Raw genomic sequence first — 24,042 nt, forward strand, 5'->3', positions numbered from 1 at the left:
TCTCCGGTCGTCATCGGACGGGAGCGAGGTAGTCGGCCGCCCACTGCTCGAGTGCTCTCCCGTGGGGCTTCATGAAGTGTTCCTCCGTGTACTTTCCCTGCTTCTTCGCGAGCTGATTGCGCTCGACGCGGTCGTAGTCGATCTGCGTCCGCGAGTAGTCCTGCTGCTCCAGGCTCGGTCGGTAGATGCTCGCAGCGGGCGAGTGTGCGTTGTAGATCTCGGGTCGGTAGATCTTCTGGAACGTCTCCATCGTGCTGATGGTGCCGATGAGCTGCAGGTCGGTGTAGTCACCGATCAGATCGCCGCGGAAGTAGAACGCGAGCGGAGCGGCGCTGCCGACCGGCATGAAGTATCGGACCTGCATGCCCATGCGTCCGAAGTACGCGTCGGTCAGCGAGTAGTCTTCCTGCTCATATTCGACCCCGAGAACCGGATGCCGGTACTCGGTCCGACGGTACGTCTTGCTCGTCGACACGCTGATGCAGATCACGGGCGGCAGCGGGAAGCGTTCGCGGTACGCGGCCGAGTCGAGGAAGTGCTGGAACAGCCTGCCGTGGAGTTCGCCGAAGTCGGCGGGGACGGTGAACCCGGCCGCACCTTCACCTGCCGCCGGCAGCAGCACGCTGAAGTCATAATCGCGGATGTAGGACGAGAAGTTGTTGCCCACGATCCCGTGGCGGCGTTCGCCGGTGTGTCGATCGACGATCTGGACATCGAGGATCTCGAGCAGCGGGAAGCCCTGATCAGCGCCTTGCGTAGTGAACTGCAGCGCCACGGAGACGATCTCGAGTTCGACCGTGTAGCGGTCCCGGTTCGGGTTGTCCCGGTGCGCGAGATCGTTGAAGCGGTGGTCGATCATCGCCAGGGCGTTGCGGAGGTTCTGCTGGCGGTGTTCGCCTCGGGCCAGATTGGCGAAGTTCGTGGTGATCCGCGAACTGTCCGACGGCGAGTAGTCCTCGTCGAAGCGGGTGGTGGTGATGCTGAACGTGAAGTCGTTCGCCATGAGTGGCCAATCCGGTGGCTGATCGGCCGGGCTCGGCCTTGCGGAAATCGGTACAGCCATCGTGCGGCCACATCGCACCCATCGACAAACTCATTGTGACTATGCATCCCTATAGTCTGTAGCTATGGCTCGGGCGTCAGGCAGTTTCACCTTGCAGCAGCTCCACTACTTCATCGAGGTCGCTGCGGAGGGGTCGATCAGCGCCGCGGCCGACTTGCTCTACGTTTCCCAGCCGACCATGTCGGCGGCGATGAAAGACCTCGAGACCCGCGTGGGCCGCGCCCTGCTCGTCCGCTCTGCCCGCGGGGTGACCCTCACCGACGAAGGCGCAGAGTTCCTTGGATATGCCAGGCAGGTCACCGAGCAGGCAGCGCTCCTCGAGCAGCGCTACCTCGGGCGGCCACCCTCGCGCCGCCTGCTCGGGGTTTCGGCGCAGCACTACTCGTTCGTGGTCGATGCGTTCGTCCGGATGGTGAGGAGCAGCGGGGCGGCCGAATACGAGTTCTCGTTGCGTGAGACTCGCACCTGGGACATCATCGAGGACGTCCGGACCCTCCGCAGCGAGCTCGGTATCCTCTATCGGAACGATTTCAACCGGAACGTCATCGACAAACTGCTCCGGGACTCCGGTCTTGCGTTCCACCCGCTCTTCCTCGCCGAGCCGCACATCTTCATATCCCGGAAGAATCCGCTCGCCGCGCGGGATCGCGTCGCCCTCGCCGATCTCGCCGACGTGCCGCGCCTGACCTTCGACCAGGGGGCGAACAATTCGTTCTACTTCGCCGAGGAGATTCTCTCCACCTTGTCGAGCAAGCGGGAGATCCGGGTCTCCGACCGTGCCACCATCTTCAACCTCATGATCGGGCTCGACGGCTACACGATCTCGACGGGCATCATCAGCGACGACCTCGATCCCGAGATCGTCGCCATTCCGCTTGACGTCGACGAACGCATCGAGATCGGCTGGATCGGCCATTCGGCGATCCCGCTCACCCAGCAGGCACAGCGCTACCTCGATGAACTGCGGGCCGTTGTGGCCGGGTTCGGCGTGGCGCTGCTCGGGTAGCGTTGCCTCAGCAGCCCCGCGCCGACAAGGTACGCGATGCGGTGTGGCTTCGTGATGGGTGCCGCCGCCGACGTGGGTCAGAGATCGACCTGCTCGCCATCACACCGCAGCGAGTGTTGGCCGGCGGGCCGAGCGCCTCGACTCGTGCCGGCCAGGTCACACGATGGCTTGCGGGTCGTTTGGTCATCCCTGCCCGGCGACGCCGACGCCGGGCAGGTCGCCGAAACGAGCCTTGACGTCGAGCGATACGACGCGCCGCCCGGTCTGTCGCGCGTGGGCAGCGATGATCAGATCATGGGCGCCACGGGGTACCCCGGCGCGCCGCACGTGGTCGAGCAGGGCCGTCATCCGCAAGACGGCCGAGCAGCGGATCTCGAAGGCATGAGCCTTGGCAGATTGCAGTGAAGAAGTAAGCTTCTCGCGTCTTGGCTTTCATCTTCTACGGGAATAAGAAAGGAGAGTCATGCGCACCGAGCTCTACATCAATGAACGCTTCGGCGAGATCACCAAGAATCCGACAGGCGCGTGGACTCACCCGTACTTCCTCCCTGTGTCGATCCCTCGTGAGTTTGCGCTGACCGCTGAGTCGATGGCGGCCGTCTCGAGAGCAGACTTGGCACTCGGTCGGCTCTCGGGCCTCGCGATGCTGATCGATGACCCCGAACTCTTACTGGGGCCGTCGATGATGCAGGAAGCGCTCTCGAGCTCGCGCATCGAGGGGACTCGGGCGTCCCTCAGCGATGTGCTCAGCGCCGCGAGCGTCGATGAGCCGATCGAAGATGAGAATCTCCGCGAGGTAAGCAACTACCTCGACGCCGCCGCTCAAGGCACCGATCTGATGAATGCCTGGCCGCTGACGCAGCGGTTCTTCTGCGCCCTGCACGCCACCCTGCTCGCCAATGTGCGCGGCGAGGAGAAGTTCCCGGGCGAGCTGCGGAGGTCACCGGTCTGGATCGGATCGCCGAACGCCCGACCTGAGACCGCGCGCTTCATCCCGCCGCATCACGACAGAATCGGAGAGCTCCTCGCGGATTGGGAGCGCTTCGTGAATGAGCCGTCGACGATGCCGCCGGCGTTGCGCGCCGCCCTGATGCACTACCAGTTTGAGACGATCCATCCGTTCCTCGACGGCAACGGTCGCATCGGCCGGTTGCTGATCGGCTTCCTCCTCATCTCCGATGGTGTGCTGAGCGCGCCGATTCTGCCGATCTCGGGATACTTCGAGCGCAATCGCGACGAGTACTACGACCGTCTACAGGCAGTCCGCGAACGCGGCGAGATGGAGGAATGGCTGCAATTCTTCTGCGAAGGAGTGGAGCAACAGGCGAATCACTCCGCCGCACGTATCCGTGCCCTGGTCGCGGTCCGGGAACGCTACCGGCGAGAGACCATCAACGATCGTTCCGCGCTCACGTCGGTCGTGGATCTGATCTTCCGAAACCCGGTCGTCACAGTCGCGGCCGTCATGCGTCATGCCGGTGTCAGTCGCCCGGCCGCGTCCGCGGCACTCCGGCGCGCCGAGGCACGCGGCTGGCTGCGGTCGGCGGGACGCTGGGGACGGGGAGGTCGCGAGAGGTGGGTGGCCACAGAGGTGTGGTCGGCTGTCTCCAGCGAAAAAGCTTTCGGCCAGGAGTCGACGGAAGGACCACGATGACCGCCCTCTCCGAGTCCGCCTGAGAGAGCGACGCCCTTGACCTGATGGCGAGCCGCCCGGGTGGCAGCCGCTGGCGGGAGCAGGCGGTCGCCGAGATCGCGTCGCCGACGTCGCAAGATGCGATCACCGAAAACCACCGCATCCATCAGTACCTCGTGAGCGGGTACCCGCTGAGTTACGTCGACCCGGATGGCGTCGAGCAGAATCTGCGGCGTCGATCACGCGGCTGCTCGTGAAGTACAAGTACCCACCCGAGGCGATCAAGCTCGTCATGGACCCCCGCAGGCGACAGCGCGTAGCTCGAACGTCGCTGCGCGGAAATCGTGGATGAGGATCGGTGTCAGTTCCCCACTGACACCCGGGCGTCCACCTTATAGCTCGACCCCCGATGCTCGTCAGGCAGCCGGTCGCCGCGGCCGTGGAGCTTCTGGCGCAGGGTGCCGGGCGAGTAGTCGGTCTGGTAGCGCCCGCGGCGCTGCAGTTCCGGCACGACGAACTCGACGATGTCCTCGAAGGTGCCCGGGGTGATGGCGTAGCTGAGGTTGAAGCCGTCGACGTCGGTCTCGGCGACCCAGGCCTCGAGCTGGTCGGCGACTTCCGCGGCGGACCCGACGATCCGCGTGCCGAACCCGCCGATCTTGCCGCGCTCGGCAAGGGTGCGGATGGTCCACTCGTCACCGGCATCCGCTTCTTCCTTGAGCGAGGTGACCAGCGACTGGATCGCGTTGCTCTTGACGTCGCCGATCGGGTCGTCGAGACCGTAGGTCGACAGGTCAGCGCCCATCCACCCCGACATAAGCACGAGTGCTGCTTCGTCGCTGGCGTACGACAGGTACTCCGCCTCTTTGGCGCGTGCCTTCTCGGGCGTCTCGTCGACGATGACCGTCGCCATCGTGTAGATGCGCGCCGCATAGCGGTCGCGGCCGGCGGCCTCGAGGGCGTCACGGATCTGCCGCACCTGGGTGGCGACGGTCCGCTTCGACGGAGCCGCGACGAAGATCGCCTCGGCGTTCTCGGCCGCGAAGGCGATGCCGCGCGCAGATGCGCCGGCCTGGTAGATCACGGGCGATCGCTGCGGCGAAGGTTCGACGAGGTGGATGCCGGGAACCCGGAAGTGGGCGCCGTCATGCTCAATGGGGTGCACCTTCGCCGGATCGGTGAACACACCGGTCTCGCGATCGCGCAGCACCGCGTCGTCCTCCCACGACCCCTCCCACAGCTTGTACAGCACCTCGAGGTACTCGTCGGCGATGTCGTAGCGCTGGTCGTGCTCCACCTGGTCGTCATGGCCCATGTTGCGGGCGGCCGAGGGCAGGTAGCCGGTCACGACATTCCAACCGACCCTGCCCTTCGTGAGGTGGTCGAGCGTCGACATCCGCCGAGCGAAGGGATAGGGGTGCTCGTAGGCGGTACCTGCGGTCACGCCGAAGCCGAGATGCTCCGTCACAGCGGCCATCGCGGAGACGACCAGCAGCGGGTCGGTCACCGGCACCTGGGATCCGTGGGTGATGGCCGCGTCGGCCGTCCCCGCGTACACGTCGTAGGTCCCGAGCACGTCGGCGATGAACACGCCGTCGAACCGGCCGCGTTCGAGCAACTTCGCCAGCTCAGTCCAGTACGCAATGTCGGTGTAGCGCTGCGCCTGGTCATCGGGGTGCCGCCAGAGGCCACTCGAGATGTGACCGACGCAGCTCATGTCGAACGCATTGAACCGGATGGGGCGAGTGCTCATAACGGATGCCACCTTTCTCGAAGGCCCATCCTGGTGCTGCGTCGACCGGACCGGAAACGGACCGACATCGGGCGTCACGCGGCGTTACGAAAGGTCACACCCGCAGATCGCGCAGGCCATGATGCGCCATCATCCTTGATCATGACCATCGCCGAATCCCCCTCGCCTGCCCTGGGCTCGTCACAGCCGACAACCTGGTGGCACGGCGCCGCCACGCCCGACGAGCTCGGGCGGTGGAGCGCCGTGGCACAAGAGGTTGCCGACGCGCTCGCCGCCGACGTCGTAGAGCGCGACCGCGCGAACGCGCTGCCGGTCGCACCGGTGCAGCTGCTGCGCGACGCCGGGCTGGCGAACCTGCTCGTCCCGGTCGAACTCGGCGGGCACGGGGCGCACTGGGAGACCGCCTTCACCGTGGCGCGCATCATCGCGCGAGTGGACGCGTCGGTCGCGCAGATCCTCGGGTACAGCTGGCTGAACCAGGCATGTGCGATCTTCTACGGGACCGATGCCGAGGTGACGCGCGACGTGCTGCGCCGCAGCGCGAGCCTGAGAGCGGTGTGGGCCGACTCGTTCAACCCGGTCAGCCCCGATCTCTCGCTCGTCTTCGACACCGACCGGTACCTGCTGAACGGCCGCAAGGCGTTCGCAACGGGCGCGGCGGTGGCCGATGTGATCGTGGCGGGGGCGGTGGCCGAAGGCGGCGCACGTGACGGGCAGTTCCTCGTGCTCGCTCTCGACGCCCACCGTGGCGGCATCGCCCACCTCGGCGACTGGGACAACATCGGCTATCGCGCCTCCGCGAGCGGGGGCGTGGAGTACACCGACGTCCTGGTGACGGATGCCGATGTTATCGGGGTCGACACCGAGGAGCCGTTCTCGTCCGTGGTGACGCCGGGCGTGCAGCTGCTGTTCGGGAACATCTACCTCGGCATCGCCGAGGGTGCGTTGGCGCAGGCGGCGGAGCTGACGCGCGCCCGGCCCAACTCCTGGTTCCTCTCCGGTGTCGACCGCTACGCGGACGACCCGATCACCCATCGTGTGTTCGGCGAGCTGGTGTCGCGCACCACGGCGGTGGAGGCGCTCGCCGACAGGCTGGGTCGCCAGTACGACGAAGTGGTCGCGCTCGGGCACGCCACCACCGCCGACGACCGCGCTGCCATCGAACTTGCGGTCGCGCGACTGAAGGTCGTCGCCACCGAAGTCGGCCTGGATGTGGCCGGCCGTGTCTTCGAACTCACCGGCGCCAGTTCGACCAAGAGCGCTACCGGGCTCGACCTGCACTGGCGCAACATCCGCACACACAGCCTGCACGACCCGGTGGACTACAAGCGGATCGAGGTCGGCGCGCACTTCCTGCGCGGCACCGTCCAGCCGGTGAGCCTGTACACATGAGCGCGCTGTCGTCCAAGTACGCCGACGTCTTCGCGTCGATCGCCGCCGGTGCCCTGCAGCGCGAGCTCGAACGGCAGCTGCCGTTCGAAGCCATCGCCGCGCTCAAACGCGCGGGCTTCACCGGCGTGCGGGTCCCCGAGGAGCTCGGTGGTGACGGCGCCACTCTGCCCGAGCTATTCGCGCTGCTGGTGGAACTGGCAGCCGTCGATCCTCACGTGCCACAGGCGCTGCGCGGTCACATCGCGTTCGTCGAGGACCGTCTGAACGCGGCCCCGTCGCCCGAGCGCGACGACTGGCTGCGCCGATTCGCCGCGGGCGAGCTCGTCGGCAACGCGGTCACCGAGATCGGCAACGTGGCGCTCGGCGACACCGCGACCCGGCTCACCGAGACGGCAGACGGGTATGCGATCAGCGGCAGCAAGTACTACACGACCGGCTCGATCTTCGCCGAGTGGATCGACGCGACCGCCGTCACCCCCGACGGCACCGAGGTGGCGGCGCTGGTGTCGACCGCGACCGACGCGGTCACCGTGACCGATGACTGGACCGGGTTCGGGCAGCGACTCACCGGTAGCGGTACCGCCGTGTTCGATGGCGCCCCCGTGCGAATCGAGCACGTGCATCCTTTCGGCGAGCGGTTCGCGTATCAGACCTCGCTGTATCAGCTGGTGCTCGTGGCGGTGCAGGCCGGCATCGCCCGAGCCGCGGCCCGCGACGCGGCCGACCAGGTCGCCAACCGGGCCCGCACGTTCAGCCACGGAAACGCCGCCCAGACCCGGGACGACCCGCAGATCCTCGAGATCGTCGGACGTATCGAGGCCGACGCCTTCGCGGCCGAGGCGACCGTGCTGCACGCGGCATCCGCTCTGCAGACGGCGTACGACGCGCGAGGCGGAGACGCGGCGACGCGCGATGCGGCCAAGCGCGCCGCCGAACTGGCATCCGCTCAGGCGCAGCTCACGGTCGCGCCGCTCGCCCTCGACGCGGCCACTCGGCTGTTCGATGCGCTCGGGGCGAGCGCCACCAGCACGTCGCTCGCCCTCGATCGGCATTGGCGCAACGCCCGGACGGTCGCAAGTCACAACCCCGCCGCGTTCAAGGCGCGGATCATCGGCGACGCCATCGTCAATGGTGCCGAGCCGCCCTATGAATGGGCGATCGGCGTACCGCGCTCCGCTTCCGCATGACCCCTCAGCACTGAACCCTCACCCGAAGGAGGCCGCCATGGCCGACACCACCATCACCGCGAACCCGGCACCGGACGGCGGTGTCGACGTTCTCATCGGCGACTCCGCCCGCCCCGATCGGCGCCGCCTGCGCGGCTCCCTCGGCGTCGCGAGCATCGTGTTCATCGTCGTCGCGGCTGCATCTCCGCTGGGTGTGATCGGCGGCCCGGTGCCGCTGGGCATCGCGTTCGGCAACGGCGCCGGCTTCCCGTTCACGTTCATCGTCGTGACGGCGGTGCTGCTGCTGTTCGCCGTCGGCTTCACCAATGCCACGCCGTTCGTGAAGTCGGCCGGAGCGTTCTTCGCGTACGTCGACCGAGGCCTCGGCCGCGGCGCCGGCCTCGGAGCCGCGTTCGCCGCACTGCTCTCGTACCTCGCGCTCGAGGCCGGGGTCTTCGGCCTGTTCGGACCCGGGGCGAACGAGCTGCTCAAGAGCTACGGCCTGCCCGACATCCCGTGGTGGGTGTACGCCGCGGTCGCCTTCGTGGTCGTGAGCGTGCTCGGCTACTTCAAGATCGAGCTGTCGGGCCGGGTGCTCGCGGTGCTGCTGATCGCGGAAGTGCTCATCGTGCTGGCGCTGGACGCCGCGGTGATCTTCTCGGGCGGTGGCCCCGAGGGCTTCTCCACCGGCATCATCACCCCCGCGCAGATCGTCTCGGGAGCGCCCGGGTTCGCGATCCTCTTCGCCATCCTGAGCTTCATCGGGTTCGAAGCGACCGCTGTGTTCCGCGATGAGGCGCGCGATCCCGAGCGCACCATCCCCCGCGCCACGTACATCGCGCTCATCCTGATCGGCGCGTTCTACACGCTGTCGAGCTGGGTGCTGATCTCGGCCAACGGCGAGAGCACCATCGTGCAGAACGCCACCGACAACGCCGGCACCATCCTGGCGACCACCACGGAGCAGTTCCTCGGCACGGCCGGCGCCCACATCATCCAGGTGCTGTTCGTGACGAGCCTGTTCGCGTGCATCCTGTCGTTCCACAGCATCGCGTCGCGCTACATCTTCACGCTCGCCGGTCGCGGCGTGCTTCCGCAGCCGCTGGGCGTCGCGCACCACACGCAGGGATCGCCAGCACGGGCTTCGCTCACGGCATCGATCACCGTCGCCGTGCTGATCGTCGTCGCGGTGCTGCTCGGCCTCGACCCGATCGGGCAGTTCTACACCTGGCTCGGCGGCATCTCGTCGGTCGGCATCGTGCTGCTGCTGACGATCACGAGCGTGGCCGTGCTCGTCATCTTCCGTCGCACGCCGAACACGCTCGGCCCCTGGAAGACCCTCATCGCCCCGGGCCTCGGGCTGATCGGCCTGGCGATCTTCGCGGTGCTCGTCTTCATCAACCTGCCCGTGCTGGTGAGCGAAGACGGGTACGGCCCGTTCTCGTGGGGCATCATCACTCTGTTCGTCGCCGCGTTCGCGGCCGGTCCGATCGTGGCGCGCTTCCGCAAGGGCGTCGAACTCGAGTAACCCCGGGAGCGGCGGGCCCGGCGAGCGCGCGGTGTCGTGGCATCCACTCAGCCGGTCGGCGCATTCCTCGCCGCCGCGCGGTGCATCCGACGCCTGCCGATGACCGCTTCGATCGGCTTCATCAGCGTCACCTCGCCGAACCGGTACTCGTGACCGCGCACGAGCCGCTCGGCGAGGTCGGGACGCTGCTGCCAGAGGTGCGCCCGGGCCTTCTCGGCGTGGACGGCGCCGGAGGCGATGACGATCCGGTCGGCGTCCTCGATGAGGGGGATCGCGTTGCGGATGTTCTCCTCGGTCGTCCGGCTCTCGCGGTCGAGCAGCATCGGCCCGGCGTAGCCGAGCTCGCGGGCGTGCCGCGCGAGGATGTCCGCCTCGGGCACGGGGCCTTCGACGCTGCCGCCGCACATCACCAGCACGTCGTCGGCTGTAGCGGTGAGGGCACGCAGCGCAGCGCGCACACGGTATCGATTCACCCAGTTCGCGCGGGCGCCGCGGTTGCCGTACCCGAGCACCACGATCGCGCGGCGGTCGCCCGCGCCGGGATGGGCGCCCAGCAGCCGCCGGCTCGCGCGCCAGTGCTCCCACTCGCCCCCGAGCAGCACGCCGGCACCGAGAGCGGCCGATACGACGAGTCCGCGGCGGAGCATCACATCTTCGACTGTACGGACCCCTACCGTGATGTCGAGCGATTCACTACCCTCCCTCAAGGAGGCGAACATGAGCGAGCAGGGCTGGCGCGCGTTTCTCGCAGCACAGGACGTCGATGACTGGGTGGTGCTGCACGGCGGCGCGACGGCCGTCTTCCGAACGGGGTCGCTCGTTGAGGCGGCGCACCTCGCCGAGGCGGTCACGCGGGTGCCGGGGACGGATGCCGCGGTGCTGACGCTCACGGCAGGAACGCTGAGTGTGCGTCTGACTCGAGACATGTGGAGCCTGGAAGAGCACCACATCGATCTCGCACGGGCGATCTCGGCGGTTGCTCGTGACCAACGCGCGGTGGCAGACCGCGCGGCGGTGGACGAGGTGCAGCTTGCGATCGCGGCGAAGCCCGGGGCGATCGCGCTGCCGTTCTGGCGGGCCGTGCTCGGCTACAGCGCTGCCGCCGACGACAACGCCGTCGATCCGCTCGGGTACGGCTCAGTGGTGTGGATGCAGGAGCTCGACGAGGCGAAGCCGCTGCGACACGCGATGCACCTCGACGTGTCGGTTGCGCGAGAGCACGCTGAAGCACGCATCGCGGCCGCGCTCGCCGCAGGTGGCCGCATCGTGGACGACTCCGACGCGCCGTCGAGCTGGATCCTCTCCGACCCGGCCGGCAACCGGGTGTGCATCGTGTCGTGGCCGGATGGTGCGAAGCCTGCACAGCCCGAGACGTGATCGCGAGGCCGCCGTACCCTGGAAGCATGCACCGGATCTTCACCAAGAGCGTCGCGTCGGTCTACCCGATGTACGTGGCCAAACTCGAGAAGAAGGGACGGACCGAGGATGAGCTGGTCGAGGTCTTCGAGTGGCTCACCGGGTTCGACGAGGCGACGCTGCGCCGGCACCTCGCCGACGGCACGACGTTTCAGGACTTCTTCGCGCAAGCGCACCTCAACCCGAACGTGTCACTCATCTCCGGTGTGGTCTGCGGCATCCGCGTCGAAGAGATCGAAGATCCGCTGATGCAGAAGCTCCGGTACCTCGACAAGCTCGTCGACGAGCTCGCCCGGGGCAAGAAGATGGAGAAAGTCCTCCGCGTCCCGGCCTGACCTCGCTCAGAGGCGCTGGAAGCTCTGCCCGTGGGGTCCGATGTGCGCGCACGCTAACGCGGGCTCGCCGCGGTGTCGAATCACGGCATGCTGGGAGGCATGCGGATCGCGGTGGAATGGTGGGAGCGTCATCAAGTCGTGCTCTATCTCGCCGCGCTCGTCGTCGGTGCGATTGTCGGGCTGGCGGCGCCGGGTGTGGCCGGCCCGCTGGAACCGGCGATAGCCCCCGTCCTGGGGCTGCTGCTGTACGCCACCTTCCTCGGTGTGCCGTTCGCCGCGATCGGGCGCGCCCTGGGCGACTGGCGCTTCCTCGCTGCAGTGGTCGCACTGAACTTCGTGCTCGTACCCGTCATCGTGTTCGGGCTGAGCCGGTTCGTCGCGCACGACGAGGCGCTGCTCGTCGGCGTGCTGCTCGTGCTGCTCACGCCCTGCGTGGACTACGTCATCGTGTTCTCGGGGCTCGCCGGCGGCGCTCGTGACCGGCTCCTGGCCGCGACCCTGCTGCTGATGCTGCTGCAGATCCTGCTGCTGCCGTTCTACCTCTGGCTCATGGCCGGCAGCGATGTCGTCGGCGCGATCGATCCGCAGCCGTTCGTCGCAGCGTTCCTGCTGCTGATCGTGCTGCCGCTCATGCTGGCGGCGCTCACCCAGCTGCTCGCGAAACGATCGCGCGCCGGCCGTGCGATAGCGCGCGGCGCGTCGGCGGCGATGGTGCCGCTGATGATGATCACACTCGCCGTGGTCGTCGCGTCGCAGATCTTCGCGGTCACCGGTTCGCTCGGCCGGCTGCTCGCCGTCGTCCCCCTCTACGTCGTGTTCGTGCCGATCGCCGCGGTGCTCGGCGCGGTGATCGGCCGGGTCGCGCACCTCGACGTGCCGGCGCGCCGCGCCGTGACGTTCAGCGGTGTCACCCGCAACTCGCTCGTCGTCCTTCCCCTGGCCCTTGCCCTGCCGGCATCCTTCTCGCTCACCCCGCTTGTCGTCGTCACGCAGACGCTCGTGGAGCTGGTGGCCATGGTCGTGATGGTCGCGCTGGTGCCGCGGTTCATCCGCGCCGACCCGCGCACCCGAACCGCCCACGCTGACGGACCGCTCGCGCGCTAAACTTGCCGGGCGCGGACGCTCCGCCCGCGTGCCCGGCATCGGCCCACGTCCGATGCCGAACGACGGCAGAGGTGGCTCGGTCATCGCGGAGACGGATTCGCTTCGTTCGACGTTCAGCGGATGCCGGTGGGATAGGCGTGGGTCGATTCCGCCGCGCATCGGAATGGACAGACGATGAACGACGAAATCAACGAGTCACTCGACATCGACGCTCCGCCGGCAGCGGTCTGGGCGGTCGTCACTGACGTGCGAGCGCTCCCGCAGATACTCTCCGGCATGACCGCACTCGCGATCGAGGGGGATGATCCTTCGATGCGCGTCGGGCTCTCGTGGACGCAGACGCGCGTCATCCGCGGCCACACGGGGTCGGAGCGACTTGCTGTCACGGCAGTCGAGCCGGGATCGAAGTATGCGACCGAAGGCGGTGGGCACGGCTTCGACTACGTGACGACCTGGACAGTCGAACCACTCGGGGCGGATGCCTCGCGGCTGACCTGCACGTTCCGCGGGATCCCGCGGAACTGGCTGGCCCGGGTGATGCTCGGGATCTTCTCCGGAGCAGGGAGCAACGCCAGCCGTAACGCGATGCGCGCCGATCTCGCCGACATCGCACGCGCGATCGAAGGCGGCGCCCGATGACCGAGCGAAAGGCGTTCAAGAGACGGGTCCGTGCGCAGATGGGCCGCACCGGACAGACCTACGCGCAGGCGGCGGCGCAACTCGAGGCGGGCAACCCGGCACATCGCAGCGACGCACATCCTGCGTCGGCGATCGTCGTCGCACTGCTGAATGCGTCGGGGATGACCCTCGATCCAGTGGCGGCCTACGGCGTCGGCGGCGGGATCGGGTTCATGTATGCCCTGTTCCGGTACCAGGACTCCCCGCAGCCGCTGCTGACACTCGTCTGTCAGCATCATCCGGCGCCGTGGGCGCCGGCGATCCTCGAGCGGCTCGGCGTCGACCACACGGCGACAGTGGGGAAGCGTGAGCTCGGCCGACTGCTCGGCGAGGAGCGACCGCTGGTCGTCCCTGTGGCCTGCGGCGCCGTCCCCTGGCTGACGAGCGATCCGCTCACCGAGCGGGAGGAGTGCGTCGTGCTCGCCCTCCCCGACGGAGAGCACATCCGGATCTTCGACGGCACCGGTGCGCATGCCCGCATCGCACCGGACGCGCTCCTCGCGGCATACACCGCGACGCGGCGAAGGCATCCGATTCTCGTGATCGATCACGGTGCACGCCTGCCCGCTGACCTCCGCCCGGCGATCGCGAGCGGGCTGCGGGCCACGATCGCGGGAATGTCCGAGCCGGTCCTCGGCAACGCCTTCGACGTGAACTTCGGGCTGCGCGGACTGCGCCGATGGGCGGAGCGCGTGACCGACACCGGCGGGGACGGATGGGCGAAGGCGTTCGCCGATCCCACTGTCTGGCAGACGCGACTCGTGCAGTGCATCGACACCGAGTACACCGCGCCCACCGCGGGCCGGCCGCTGTTCGCCCGCCTACTGCGTGACAGCGGTCACCTCGATGCGGCCGATGCCTTCGACCGCTCGGCGCAGCGGTGGCACGAGATCGTCACCGGCGCGCGCCGCGGAACCCTCGACCTCGTGCAGCTGGCGGCCCTCGTGACCACGATCGCCGACGATGAACAACGGGGGATCACGGCGCTGCGGACGGCGATGGACTCGCTCCGCGACACGGGCGCGCCCGCCGACTCGTGAGCACCGCGGAGCCCCGCTTCGACGTGATCTCCACCTCGGTCTGATCGAGGTTCACGCGCTCGATGAGACCGAAGACGTCACAGGTCGGCGACGCGAATGAGCACCTTTCCGATGGTGCCGCCCTCCACGGCAACGTGTGCCGCAGCTGCCTGATCGAGCGAGAACCACGTGAGCGGCAGCCCGACGTCCTCCCCGGTGCGCAGGATGCCGGAGCTCAGCGCCGCGGTGATGTCCTCGGCCGCCGCCGCCCAGGCGTCGGGTGCCACCGTGTAAAGCAGCACGCCCTGGATACGCAGGTTCTTCGCGAAGGACGGGCGCGTCGGCATCGTGAAGCTGGTGCCGCCCTCGTCGGCGTAGTACGCGATGCTCGCCGAGTTCGCCGCGACCTCGGCATCCAGACCTGCATTGGCGGCGATCGAGACCTCGATGATGTGGTCGACGCCGTCCGGGGCGACCTCGTGCACCCGGGCGATCACGTCCTCGGTGCGGTAGTCGATGACGGTGTGCGCCCCTGCCGCTCGGGCCAGTGTCGCCTTCTCAGCCGACGACACCGTCGTCAGGACCGTGGCTCCGGCCCACCGGGCCAGCTGGATCGCCGCGCGTCCTACGGCCCCCGCGCCGCCGGCGACCAGCACGGTGCGGCCCGTCAGCGTACCGGGAGCCAGCCGCGACGGCCCGTGCTCATGCACCGTCAGCGCTCGGTGCGCCGTGATCGCGGGCACGCCCAGCGTCGCACCGGTCGTGAGATCGACCTCGGGGGGAAGCCGCACCGCGCGCACCGCGGGGACGACGGTGTACTCCTGAGCAGTCCCGGTCGGGCGCCCGTGCTGCGACAGATACAGCCACACACGATCGCCGACCGCGAGCTCCGTGACGTCTGCGCCCACGGCATCCACCACCCCTGACCCATCCTGGTTCGGGACGATCTCGGCGAACTGATCGAGTCGCGCCGTCGCGGCCCGTGACTTCCAGTCGGTGGGGTTCACCCCCGACACCGCGATGCGCACCCGCACCTCGCCGGGGCCGGGGACGGGCATCTCACGATCGACGAGAGACAGGACGGACGAGTCGCCGTGCGACGAGTAGACGATGGACCTCATACCGGCACCGTACTTCAACGTCCCATAGCCGCGAGTGGGGCCGACCGGGGGGCGTCCGCGGGCAGCGGTCGGTCAGTCGCGCTGCCCGGCGACCCCGAGGAAGCGGATGAAGACCGAGATCCATCCGAAGATCAGCGCGAACACGACGATCTCGAAGGCCGTCAGGGTGAAGAACCGGGTCACGAACAGCACCGTGGAGCCCAGCACCGCGCCGAGGAAGACCCACGACGCGACGAAGTAGACGCGGGGCATGCCTCGAAGTATCCGTGGCCCTGCCACGAGCATGCCGATGTACATGAGGGCCATGCCGCTCGCGCAGAGATTGTGGATCAGCAGACTGATGTTGACGGGGACCAGCCCGACGCCGGCGAGCATGGCGCCCATGATGACGAACATCGTGGAGATGGTCTGCGGGCTCGACTCGCGCGTCAGGATGCCGCGGTCTGTCAGTGCGCGCATGTCGTTGGCGAGATAGACGGCGAAGGTCGTGACGAGCAGGCCGCCGATGACCAGGGTGCCGTTGAACATGAGGCTCGACAGGCTCCAGAAGGTGCCGAGGTGACTGAAATGGGTCTCCCACCACAGCGGATCGGTCGTGGTGACCATGGACGTCAACGTGCCGATGACGACGAACGACATGAGCAGCGACGACATCCGCTGGGTGGTGATCCGTGACACCGACAGGAAGGTCAGGTAGGCGCTCAGCCCGAGGACGACCGCCATGAGCACGGCCGCCCAGAACAGCAGGTTGATCTCGAGACCGATGAACCCGAGGCTGAGGATCAGGAACACCGCGATCGTGCTGAGCATGGCGAGGACGACGTGCACGAGCACCACAGACACGGTGTTGACCGTGAACCTCACCGTCGACAGGCTCTGCCGCCATTCCTGCCCCGGCATCCCGCGGGCGCGCCAATAGCCGACGCCACCCGCGACCGCCGCGACCACGCCGGCCGCGACGGCGGCGACGCTGCCGAACGACGAGGTTCCCGACAGCGGCAGCGGGGGCAGCACCAGGCCGACGATGATCCCGGTGATCGCCCCGATCACGCCCGAAGCCAAGGCGGCGTAGATGGCCAGTGACTCCACGCTGAGCCGAGGCGGCGTCTGTGCGGTCTGTGACGCCGCGTCGTGCCGGGTGGATGCCACGGCTTCCCCCTCAGTCATCAGACCCTCCGCTCTGCGGCGTGCCGCACGTGCGCAACTGCGCTGAGCATAGCGACGGACCGACGGCAGAAAATCGCACCCGGAGGGTGATCGTGTGCCGCACGCCAGGGGTATGGCCAGGCGGACACCGCGCGGTTAGGGTGAGCCCACGTGGCGAACGCCGCGGCGAGGAGGAACTCATGCCAGACAACACGTATCGGGTCACCGAGATCGTCGGCACATCTCCCGACGGCGTCGATGCAGCGATCCGCAGCGGGCTCGACCGGGCCGCCCAGACGCTGCACGGCATCGACTGGTTCGAGGTGGTGTCCGTCCGCGGCCACCTCGAAGACAACGCGATCCATCACTTCCAAGTCACGCTGAAGGTCGGCTTCCGGCTCGACGATGTGAGCTGAGTGGAGGAGGCGCTGAGCGCACCGCCTGCCGCAGAGATGTCGATGGATGCCGGGCCGCCGCCGGCCGGTTATGACGCGGACTTCCTGGGCGTCGACGTGCCGCTCCCGTCGCCGACGGCACCTCGCAGCACCGCCCTGCTCGGCTATCCGCGGTTCTCGGTCATGCAGGACCTCGACCGGCGGCTCGCCGTGGTCACCGGCGTGAACATCGATGGCGCGACCCTGCTCGACATCGCGCGCAGCGGCTCGTGGCGCCTCGAGCGTCGCATCGAACGCGATCAGCAGGCAGGGCCTGACGTGTATGAACGCAACGACCTCGATCGCGGTCACCTCGTGCGCCGGCGCGATCCCGGCTGGGGTGAGCGGGACGAGGCTCGGGCGGCGACGGTGGCGACATTCGTCTACACGAACGCTGCCCCCCAGGTCGCGGGCTTCAACCAGTCCAAAGACCTGTGGCTCGGGCTCGAAGACCACGTGCTCGAGTACGCCGAGATCCAGGATCTGCGGCTCTCGGTGTTCACTGCGCCGGTGCTGGCGGCGGCTGACCCGCCGTACCGCGGCATCCATATCCCGCTTCGATTCTGGAAGGTGGCCGCCTGGGTGGATCCGGATGCCGGAGTCACCGCCACCGGGTTCGTCCTCGACCAATCGGAGCTCGTCGCCCCGGTCGTCGCCGCTCGCGCGGTGCCTCCGCTGGGGGCTTTCCGCACCTTCCAGGTCGCGCTCGCCGAGATCGAGGAGCTCGCCGCGGTCGATCTGGGTCCACTGGTCGCCGCCGACATCCTCAGTGCTCCCGGCGCCCGCGACACCCCGGATTGGATCCCGCTGCGCACCCCCGCCGACATCCGTCTCGGCTGACGCGGGCCTCGCCTCCTGCACAGCCGGCGACGAGGCGGGTCGGTCCACGCGGGTGCCAAGGCAACTTATGGGCCAGGTTGGACGCAGCATCCGGGTCGGTACTAAGGTAACCCTTACCTAACATCAACGTCGCGTTCAGGTTCGGCACGCTTGTGCCGTCCCGGGGCGCGATCTTTCTTGGAGAAGGCAACCCTCGTGCACGCAACACTGAACAGATCGTCACGCTCGTCCATCGCTCTCAAGACCGGCGCCCTGGCGCTCGGCGCCGTCCTGCTCGCCGGATGCGCCACCACTGCGCCCGCCGCCGACGCAGGCGAACCCGCGGCTGAGGTCACCTCGATCGAGGTGACCGACAACAACGGGACCCACACGATCGATCTGCCGCTGACGTCCGTCGTCGCCACCGACAACCGCACCTTCCAGACGCTGTCGGACTGGGGCATCGAGCTGACCGCGGCAGCGGTCGCGCTGATGCCCGACACGATCGCGTACACGACCGACGACTCGATCATCGATCTCGGTTTGCACAATGAGCCCGACCTCGAGGCCGTCGTCGCAGTGGCCCCGCAGCTCATCGTCAACGGCCAGCGCTTCGCGCAGTACCACGACGACTTCGCGTCGCTCGCGCCCGATGCCGTGATCCTCGAGCTCGACCCCCGTGAGGGCGAGCCCTTCGACGAGGAGCTGAAGCGCCAGACGACCGTGCTCGGCGAAGTCTTCGGCAAGCAGGCCGAAGCACAGGAGCTCAACGAGGCGCTCGACGCGGCGATCGAGCGGGCCCAGGCGGCGTACGACGCGGCCGACTCCGTCATGGCCGTCACCACGTCCGGCGGCGAGATCGGCTACATCGCCCCCACTGTCGGCCGCACCCTCGGCCCGGTGTTCGACTTTCTCGATCTCACCCCGGCACTCGAGGTGACCGACGCGACCGACGACCACCAGGGCGATGACATCTCGGTCGAGGCCATCGCGGCATCCGACCCGACATGGCTCCTCGTCATGGACCGGGACGCCGCCGTGGCCGCGGACGACCCCGCGTACGTGCCCGGTGCCGAGATCCTCGAAGGCTCCGAGGCGCTGGCCGGCGTCACCGCGGTCAGCGAGGGCAACATCGTGTACATGCCCGCGGACACGTACACGAACGAGGGCATCCAGACCTACACCGAGTTCCTCAATGACTTCGCCGACGCCCTCGAGGCGGCCGCGTAAGCCACACGGCATGACCACCACCACTCCTGAACGGCGACGCGCCGGCAGGCTCTTCGACCCGAAGCTGATAATCGGCATCGCGGTCGTCGCAGCCCTGCTGGCGCTGTCGCTGTTCACCGGCGTCTACGACATCTTCGGCGCGGCCGATGGCGGCGAGATGTTCGCCATCACCCGCATCCCGCGCACGATCGCGCTCATGCTGGCGGGCGCGGCGATGGCCATGTGCGGGCTGGTCATGCAGCTGCTGACCCAGAACCGCTTCGTCGAACCGACCACCACCGGCACCACCGAATGGGCCGGCCTGGGACTTCTCGCGGTGATGATCCTGGCGCCGAACGCGGGGATCATGCCCAAGATGATCGGCGCGATCGTGGCCGCATTCGTCGGCACGATGGTGTTCTTCCTGTTCCTGCGACGCGTGTCGCTGCGATCCTCGCTCATCGTCCCGATCGTCGGAATCATGCTCGGCGCGGTGGTCGGCTCGATCTCGACCTTCATCGCCCTGCAGTTCGATGCGCTGCAGACCCTCGGCGTCTGGTTCGCGGGCAGCTTCACCTCGGTGATGCGCGGGCAGTACGAAGTGCTCTGGATCGTCGCCCTCGTCGGGGCCGCGGTCTTCGTGATCGCCGACCGCTTCACGGTCGCGGGTCTCGGCGAAGAGGTCGCCACCAACGTCGGTGTCGACTACAACCGCGTCATCCTGCTCGGCACCATGCTCATCGCGATCGCGGTGGGCGTGGTCACCGTCGTGGTCGGCAACCTCCCCTTCCTCGGTCTGATCGTGCCCAACATCGTCTCGATGGTGCGCGGTGACGACCTGCGCAGCAACCTGCCCTGGGTGTGCCTGCTCGGCATCGCGATCGTGACCGTGTGCGACCTGATCGGACGCACGATCATCGCGCCGTTCGAGGTGCCGGTGTCGCTGATCCTCGGCATCCTGGGCGCGGTCGTGTTCATCTTCCTCCTTCTCCGGCAGCGTCGTCGTGCTTAGGGCGCTCGGGAACATGGGCCCGGCGTCCCTGGCATCCACCACCCATGCCGGCCCGTTCGCCTCGCCGCGCGCGCGGCGACGGTACTGGATCGTGCTGAGCGTGCTGATCCTGCTTGCGGTGGTCTTCGGGACAGGTCTGCTCGCCTGGGACAACCCCATGCCGTTCGGCACCGAGGGGTTCTGGCGCATCGCCCAGCTGCGCGTGACCAACCTCACCGTGCTCGCGATCGTGGCCGTGTGCCAGGCACTGGCGACCGTCAGTTTCCAGACGGCGACGAACAACCGCATCATCACCCCGTCGATCATGGGGTTCGAGTCGCTCTATGTCGCGGTGCAGACCTCGACCGTGTACTTCCTCGGCGTCGCGGGACTGGTCTCGCTGCAGGGACTGCCGCAGTTCGTCATGCAGGTGGCGCTGATGGTGGGGTTCTCGCTGCTGCTGTACGGCTGGCTGCTGTCGGGCAAGTACGGCAACCTGCAGATCATGCTGCTGGTCGGCATCGTGATCGGCGCGGGCCTGGGATCGGTCTCCGCCTTCATGCAGCGGCTGCTCACCCCCAGCGAGTTCGACGTACTCGCGGCACGGCTGTTCGGCAACGTCTCGAACGCGGACCCCGACTACTTCCCCGTCGCGATCCCGCTGTGCGTGGTGGCCGCAACCCTGCTGTGGGCCGACGCCCGGCGACTCAATGTGCTGTCGCTGGGGAGGGATGCCACGATGAGCCTCGGCATCAACCACCGCCGCCAGATCATGCGCGTGCTGTTCCTGGTCTCGATCCTCATGGCGGTGTCGACCTCGCTGGTCGGCCCGATGGTCTTCCTCGGCTTCCTCGTCGCGACGCTGGCCTACCAGCTCGCGGACACATACGACCATCGGCATATATTCCCGATCGCCGTGCTCACCGGGTTCGTGGTGCTGGCGGGCGCGTACTTCGTCATGAAGAACGTCTTCTACGCGCAAGGCGTGGTCTCGATCATCATCGAACTGGTCGGCGGCTCGGTCTTCCTCTACGTCATCCTGAGAAAGGGACGCCTGTGATCACGCTCACCGATGTGCGCAAGGACTACACGAGCGAGGTCGTCATCGGCCCCGTCGACCTGCAGATCCCCGCCGGCGGCATCACGGCTCTCGTCGGCCCCAACGGGGCGGGCAAGTCGACGCTGCTCACGATGATCGGTCGCCTCATGGGGGTGGATGCCGGCACGATCGAGATCGCCGGATTCGACGTGACGACCACGAAGTCGAAGGATCTCGCCAAGATCGTCTCGATCCTGCGGCAGGAGAACCACTTCATCACGCGCCTGACCGTGCGGCAGCTGGTCGGCTTCGGCCGCTTCCCCTACTCGAAGGGCCGGCTGACGCGGGCAGACGAGGAGATCGTCTCGCGGGCCATCGAGTTCCTCGACCTGACGGCGTTGGGCGACCGGTACCTCGACCAGCTGTCCGGCGGTCAGCGCCAGCGTGCGTATGTGGCGATGGTGCTCGCCCAGGACACCGAGTTCGTGCTGCTGGACGAACCCCTGAACAACCTCGACATGAAGCACTCGGTGCAGATGATGAAGCACCTGCGCCGCGCGGCCGAAGAGCTGGGCCGGACCATCGTCATCGTGCTGCACGACATCAACTTCGCGGGACACTACGCCGATCACATCTGCGCGGTGAAGGACGGCAGCGTCGTCGAGTTCGGCACGCCGGCCGAGATCATGACCGACGACGTGCTGACCCGGGTCTTCGAGACCCCCGTGCACGTCATCGACGGCCCGAACGGGGCACTCGCCGTCTACTACTGACGTGCGTGCGGCCCCGCTTCACGCTGTCAGAGTGCGTCGATGAGCTCGCGCACCGATATCGTGGGCATCATCACGCCGACCACCCCCGAGGATGCCGATGACCCAGGCCCGTATCGCGGTCATCGCCGGCGCCAGCGGCTTCGTCGGCACTGCGCTGGCCTCGGCACTCGAGGACGACGGATACGAGATACGCCGCATCGGTCGTGCGGAACGATACGGCTGGAACGACCCCGCCGGACCTGCCCGCGCCGTCGAGGGCGCCGATCTCGTCGTGAACCTCGCCGGCACGTCGGTCAACTGCCGATACACCGACCGCAACCGCGACGAGATCCTCCGCTCACGTATCGACACCACCCGCGCGCTGCGCGAGGCGATCGCAGCCAAGCATCCGCCGCGTGTGTGGATGAATGCATCGACGGCGACGATCTACCGGCACGAGGAGCAGCGCGCGAACACCGAGGCCGAGGGCGCGCTCGGGGAGGGGTTCTCGGTCGACGTCGCCCGGGCGTGGGAGCAGGAGTTCTTCGCCGGTGACCTGCCGCACACCCGCCGGGTCGCGCTGCGCATGGCGATCGTGCTCGGCGACGGACCGGCCACGGGCATGCTCTTCCGGCTGGCTCGCATCGGGCTCGGCGGACCGCAGATCGACAGCTGGTGGTTCCCGCACCGGCGCTACCGCGGCATCGGCGTGAGCCCCACCGGAGACGGACGGATGCCATGGCACCGCACCCGCGGTCGCCAGAAGTTCAGCTGGATCCACATCGACGACGTGACCGAAGCGATCCGCTTCCTCCGTGACCGCGAAGACATCTCTGGTCCGGTCAACCTCGCGAGCCCCAACCCCACCGACAATCGCACTCTCATGCGGACCCTGCGCCGCACGGTGCGGATGCCCATCGGCCTGCCCGCATGGCGATGGATGCTCGAACCGGCGATGTGGGTTCTCCGCACCGAACCCGAGCTCGTGCTCAAGAGCCGATGGGTCGTCCCCGGCATCCTGAACGACACAGGGTTCGTGTTCAGCCACCCGCAGATCGAGGCTGCGCTCGCCGACGTGCACTCGCGCTGACTCATGCCCCGGACAGGACGATGCCCCCACTCGAGATGAGCGGGGGCATCGTGGGGGCAGTGCCCTACTTGTCGGTGAAGACGTCCTTGACGTCGTCGCCGACCTTCTTGACCTTTGCGGAGACCTGATCGGCCTGGCCCTCGGCTTCGAGCGACTCGTTGTTCGTCGCGTCGCCGACGGCTTCCTTGGCCTTGCCCTTCAGGTCTTCGGCGTTGTGCTTGATGTCGTCTCCCATGCCCATGGGTGCTCCCTTCGTCATGCGGTACGAGCTCTCATGCGGTGATGCAGAGTGCCTCCGTACCCGTGACGTTATGCGGGTCCGCGCGACAACCCGAGGGGGTTGCCACGGGCGGCGACAACGCGTACTGTGCCGCGGCGAGGGCTAACCGCCGGCTGCGCCGTGCGGTGACGCACCGCCCTCCTGGAAGCTCGGCTCCTTGCCGAAGAGCTTTCCGATCCCGAGGACGACCCCGACGATCACGAGTCCGAGTGCCAGTCCGCAGATGGCGGATGCCAGGGTCTCGCCGATCCACACCACGACGACTCCGAGCGGCTCGAGGAGATGCTCGATGCCGTGCAGCATGTCGACGGGGAGCGCCCAGCCGACCTCGCCGAGGTTCTGCAGCACGAGGTGGCCGCCGACCCACAGCATCGCGACGGTGCCGACGATGCTGATGACCCGGAAGACGGCGGGCATCGACCGGACGATGCGTGTGCCGGTGTGCCGGACCCGCTTGTCAGGATTCTTCGCCATCTTCAGGCCGATGTCGTCGATCTTCACCAGCAGCGCGACGGCGCCGTAGACCACGCCGGTCATCACGAGCGCGATCACGGCGAGCACCGCGAGGGTCATCCAGATACCCATCCCGCCGTCGAGGGCGGCCAGGGAGATCAGCATGATCTCGGTGGAGAGGATGAGGTCGGTGCGCACGGCGCCGAGCACGAGACGCTTCTCGTCGCGCGCCTCCTCGTCGCCGTGACCGTGGTGGAATCCGAACCATTCGAGCACTTTCTCGGCACCCTCGAAGCACAGGTAGGCACCGCCGACGATCAGCAGGAACGGCAGCACCCCGGGTGCGAACGCCGTCAGCACCAGTGCGATGGGGATGATGATGAGGAATTTGTTCGCCAGGGATCCGAGCGCGATCTTGCCGACGACCGGCAGCTCACGGGCGGGGGTGAGGCCCTGAACGTACTGCGGGGTGACGGCGGCATCGTCGATGACCACTCCGGCGGTCTTGGCCGAGGCTTTCATCGCGGCGCTGAGGATGTCGTCGACGACGGCGAGCAGACCAACGGACATGCGAGAAACGCTACCGCCTCGGTCGCACCGGCGACGACCGAACGC

General features: G+C 67.8%; 26 protein-coding genes. 18 read left to right on the forward strand and 8 right to left on the reverse strand.

Annotated features, from left to right (window positions below):
* Positions 1-10: 10 nt before the first annotated feature.
* The gene (locus BKA10_RS12470; RefSeq protein ID WP_183500183.1) at positions 11-1,003 is read right to left on the reverse strand and encodes a putative oxygenase MesX; all 993 of its coding nucleotides are present in this window, start codon (positions 1,001-1,003) and stop codon (positions 11-13) included.
* A 124-nt stretch (positions 1,004-1,127) separates the two neighbouring features.
* On the opposite strand from BKA10_RS12470, the gene BKA10_RS12475 reads away from it, so the two are divergent.
* Complete coding sequence (locus BKA10_RS12475; protein WP_183500184.1) at positions 1,128-2,069, forward strand: LysR family transcriptional regulator; 942 nt, start codon at positions 1,128-1,130, stop codon at positions 2,067-2,069.
* A gap of 183 nt (positions 2,070-2,252) precedes the next feature.
* Here the strand turns inward: BKA10_RS12475 and BKA10_RS12480 are convergent, their stop codons facing one another.
* The gene (locus BKA10_RS12480) at positions 2,253-2,417 is read right to left on the reverse strand and encodes a type II toxin-antitoxin system VapC family toxin (protein WP_206686884.1); all 165 of its coding nucleotides are present in this window, start codon (positions 2,415-2,417) and stop codon (positions 2,253-2,255) included.
* Positions 2,418-2,532: 115 nt separating this feature from the next.
* Here BKA10_RS12480 and BKA10_RS12485 point away from each other — a divergent pair, with 115 nt between their 5' ends.
* Positions 2,533-3,723 (forward strand): Fic family protein, encoded by a 1,191-nt coding sequence (locus tag BKA10_RS12485; protein ID WP_183500185.1) that lies wholly within the window; start codon positions 2,533-2,535, stop codon positions 3,721-3,723.
* Between the two features lie 44 nt (positions 3,724-3,767).
* The gene (locus tag BKA10_RS12490) at positions 3,768-3,959 is read left to right on the forward strand and encodes a hypothetical protein (RefSeq protein WP_183500186.1); all 192 of its coding nucleotides are present in this window, start codon (positions 3,768-3,770) and stop codon (positions 3,957-3,959) included.
* Between the two features lie 104 nt (positions 3,960-4,063).
* Here BKA10_RS12490 and BKA10_RS12495 read toward each other — a convergent pair whose 3' ends face one another.
* A complete protein-coding gene (locus BKA10_RS12495) occupies positions 4,064-5,455 on the reverse strand; it encodes an LLM class flavin-dependent oxidoreductase (protein ID WP_183500187.1) in 1,392 nt (463 codons plus the stop codon).
* Positions 5,456-5,596: 141 nt separating this feature from the next.
* On the opposite strand from BKA10_RS12495, the gene BKA10_RS12500 reads away from it, so the two are divergent.
* The 3 genes from BKA10_RS12500 to BKA10_RS12510 are packed head-to-tail and all read left to right on the forward strand — an operon-like array spanning position 5,597 to position 9,541.
* Entirely contained in the window at positions 5,597-6,847 is a 1,251-nt protein-coding gene (locus BKA10_RS12500) for an acyl-CoA dehydrogenase family protein (RefSeq protein ID WP_183500188.1), read from the forward strand.
* Positions 6,844-8,034: an acyl-CoA dehydrogenase family protein gene (locus tag BKA10_RS12505; protein ID WP_183500189.1), complete on the forward strand. Its 1,191-nt coding sequence runs from the start codon at positions 6,844-6,846 to the stop codon at positions 8,032-8,034. Before BKA10_RS12500 ends, BKA10_RS12505 begins: the two co-directional genes overlap by 4 nt.
* A gap of 37 nt (positions 8,035-8,071) precedes the next feature.
* Positions 8,072-9,541, forward strand: a complete 1,470-nt coding sequence (locus BKA10_RS12510; RefSeq protein WP_183500190.1) for an APC family permease — start codon at positions 8,072-8,074, stop codon at positions 9,539-9,541.
* 47 nt (positions 9,542-9,588) lie between these two features.
* On the opposite strand, the gene BKA10_RS12515 is transcribed toward BKA10_RS12510, so the two are convergent.
* Positions 9,589-10,188, reverse strand: coding sequence for a YdcF family protein (locus tag BKA10_RS12515; RefSeq protein ID WP_183501192.1), 600 nt, complete (start codon positions 10,186-10,188; stop codon positions 9,589-9,591).
* Positions 10,189-10,258: 70 nt separating this feature from the next.
* Between BKA10_RS12515 and BKA10_RS12520 the strand changes: the two genes are divergently transcribed.
* From BKA10_RS12520 to BKA10_RS12540, 5 genes are all read left to right on the forward strand, one after another.
* The gene (locus tag BKA10_RS12520; RefSeq protein ID WP_183500191.1) at positions 10,259-10,918 is read left to right on the forward strand and encodes a VOC family protein; all 660 of its coding nucleotides are present in this window, start codon (positions 10,259-10,261) and stop codon (positions 10,916-10,918) included.
* Between the two features lie 26 nt (positions 10,919-10,944).
* Positions 10,945-11,292 (forward strand): DUF2200 domain-containing protein, encoded by a 348-nt coding sequence (locus tag BKA10_RS12525; RefSeq protein ID WP_183500192.1) that lies wholly within the window; start codon positions 10,945-10,947, stop codon positions 11,290-11,292.
* 87 nt (positions 11,293-11,379) lie between these two features.
* Positions 11,380-12,396, forward strand: a complete 1,017-nt coding sequence (locus tag BKA10_RS12530; protein WP_241740158.1) for an arsenic resistance protein — start codon at positions 11,380-11,382, stop codon at positions 12,394-12,396.
* 174 nt (positions 12,397-12,570) lie between these two features.
* Entirely contained in the window at positions 12,571-13,035 is a 465-nt protein-coding gene (locus tag BKA10_RS12535; RefSeq protein WP_183500193.1) for an SRPBCC family protein, read from the forward strand.
* Positions 13,032-14,114 (forward strand): hypothetical protein, encoded by a 1,083-nt coding sequence (locus BKA10_RS12540; RefSeq protein ID WP_183500194.1) that lies wholly within the window; start codon positions 13,032-13,034, stop codon positions 14,112-14,114. Before BKA10_RS12535 ends, BKA10_RS12540 begins: the two co-directional genes overlap by 4 nt.
* A gap of 77 nt (positions 14,115-14,191) precedes the next feature.
* Here BKA10_RS12540 and BKA10_RS12545 read toward each other — a convergent pair whose 3' ends face one another.
* Both BKA10_RS12545 and BKA10_RS12550 read right to left on the reverse strand, forming a co-directional pair.
* Positions 14,192-15,214 (reverse strand): NADPH:quinone reductase, encoded by a 1,023-nt coding sequence (locus tag BKA10_RS12545; RefSeq protein ID WP_183500195.1) that lies wholly within the window; start codon positions 15,212-15,214, stop codon positions 14,192-14,194.
* Positions 15,215-15,286: 72 nt separating this feature from the next.
* On the reverse strand, positions 15,287-16,381 hold the full coding sequence (locus tag BKA10_RS12550; protein WP_183500196.1) for a hypothetical protein: 1,095 nt from the start codon (positions 16,379-16,381) through the stop codon (positions 15,287-15,289).
* 179 nt (positions 16,382-16,560) lie between these two features.
* On the opposite strand from BKA10_RS12550, the gene BKA10_RS12555 reads away from it, so the two are divergent.
* The 7 genes from BKA10_RS12555 to BKA10_RS12585 all read left to right on the forward strand — a co-directional run bounded on the left by BKA10_RS12555 (position 16,561) and on the right by BKA10_RS12585 (position 22,694).
* Positions 16,561-16,776, forward strand: coding sequence for a dodecin (locus BKA10_RS12555; protein ID WP_183500197.1), 216 nt, complete (start codon positions 16,561-16,563; stop codon positions 16,774-16,776).
* Positions 16,777-16,818: 42 nt separating this feature from the next.
* Complete coding sequence (locus BKA10_RS12560) at positions 16,819-17,634, forward strand: DNA/RNA non-specific endonuclease (protein WP_183501194.1); 816 nt, start codon at positions 16,819-16,821, stop codon at positions 17,632-17,634.
* A 207-nt stretch (positions 17,635-17,841) separates the two neighbouring features.
* Entirely contained in the window at positions 17,842-18,843 is a 1,002-nt protein-coding gene (locus BKA10_RS12565; RefSeq protein WP_206686934.1) for a siderophore ABC transporter substrate-binding protein, read from the forward strand.
* 10 nt (positions 18,844-18,853) lie between these two features.
* Positions 18,854-19,834 (forward strand): ABC transporter permease, encoded by a 981-nt coding sequence (locus tag BKA10_RS12570; RefSeq protein ID WP_183500198.1) that lies wholly within the window; start codon positions 18,854-18,856, stop codon positions 19,832-19,834.
* A gap of 13 nt (positions 19,835-19,847) precedes the next feature.
* Positions 19,848-20,873, forward strand: a complete 1,026-nt coding sequence (locus BKA10_RS12575) for an iron chelate uptake ABC transporter family permease subunit (RefSeq protein WP_183500199.1) — start codon at positions 19,848-19,850, stop codon at positions 20,871-20,873.
* On the forward strand, positions 20,870-21,625 hold the full coding sequence (locus BKA10_RS12580; protein WP_183500200.1) for an ATP-binding cassette domain-containing protein: 756 nt from the start codon (positions 20,870-20,872) through the stop codon (positions 21,623-21,625). The genes BKA10_RS12575 and BKA10_RS12580 overlap by 4 nt, the downstream gene beginning before the upstream one ends.
* A gap of 97 nt (positions 21,626-21,722) precedes the next feature.
* Positions 21,723-22,694, forward strand: a complete 972-nt coding sequence (locus tag BKA10_RS12585; RefSeq protein ID WP_372491444.1) for an epimerase — start codon at positions 21,723-21,725, stop codon at positions 22,692-22,694.
* Between the two features lie 64 nt (positions 22,695-22,758).
* Here the strand turns inward: BKA10_RS12585 and BKA10_RS12590 are convergent, their stop codons facing one another.
* Positions 22,759-22,935, reverse strand: a complete 177-nt coding sequence (locus BKA10_RS12590; protein ID WP_183500202.1) for a CsbD family protein — start codon at positions 22,933-22,935, stop codon at positions 22,759-22,761.
* A gap of 141 nt (positions 22,936-23,076) precedes the next feature.
* A complete protein-coding gene (locus tag BKA10_RS12595; protein WP_183500203.1) occupies positions 23,077-23,997 on the reverse strand; it encodes a DUF808 domain-containing protein in 921 nt (306 codons plus the stop codon).
* Positions 23,998-24,042: the final 45 nt, after the last annotated feature.

The sequence above is a fragment of the Microbacterium invictum genome (genome assembly GCF_014197265.1).
Lineage (GTDB): Bacteria > Actinomycetota > Actinomycetes > Actinomycetales > Microbacteriaceae > Microbacterium > Microbacterium invictum.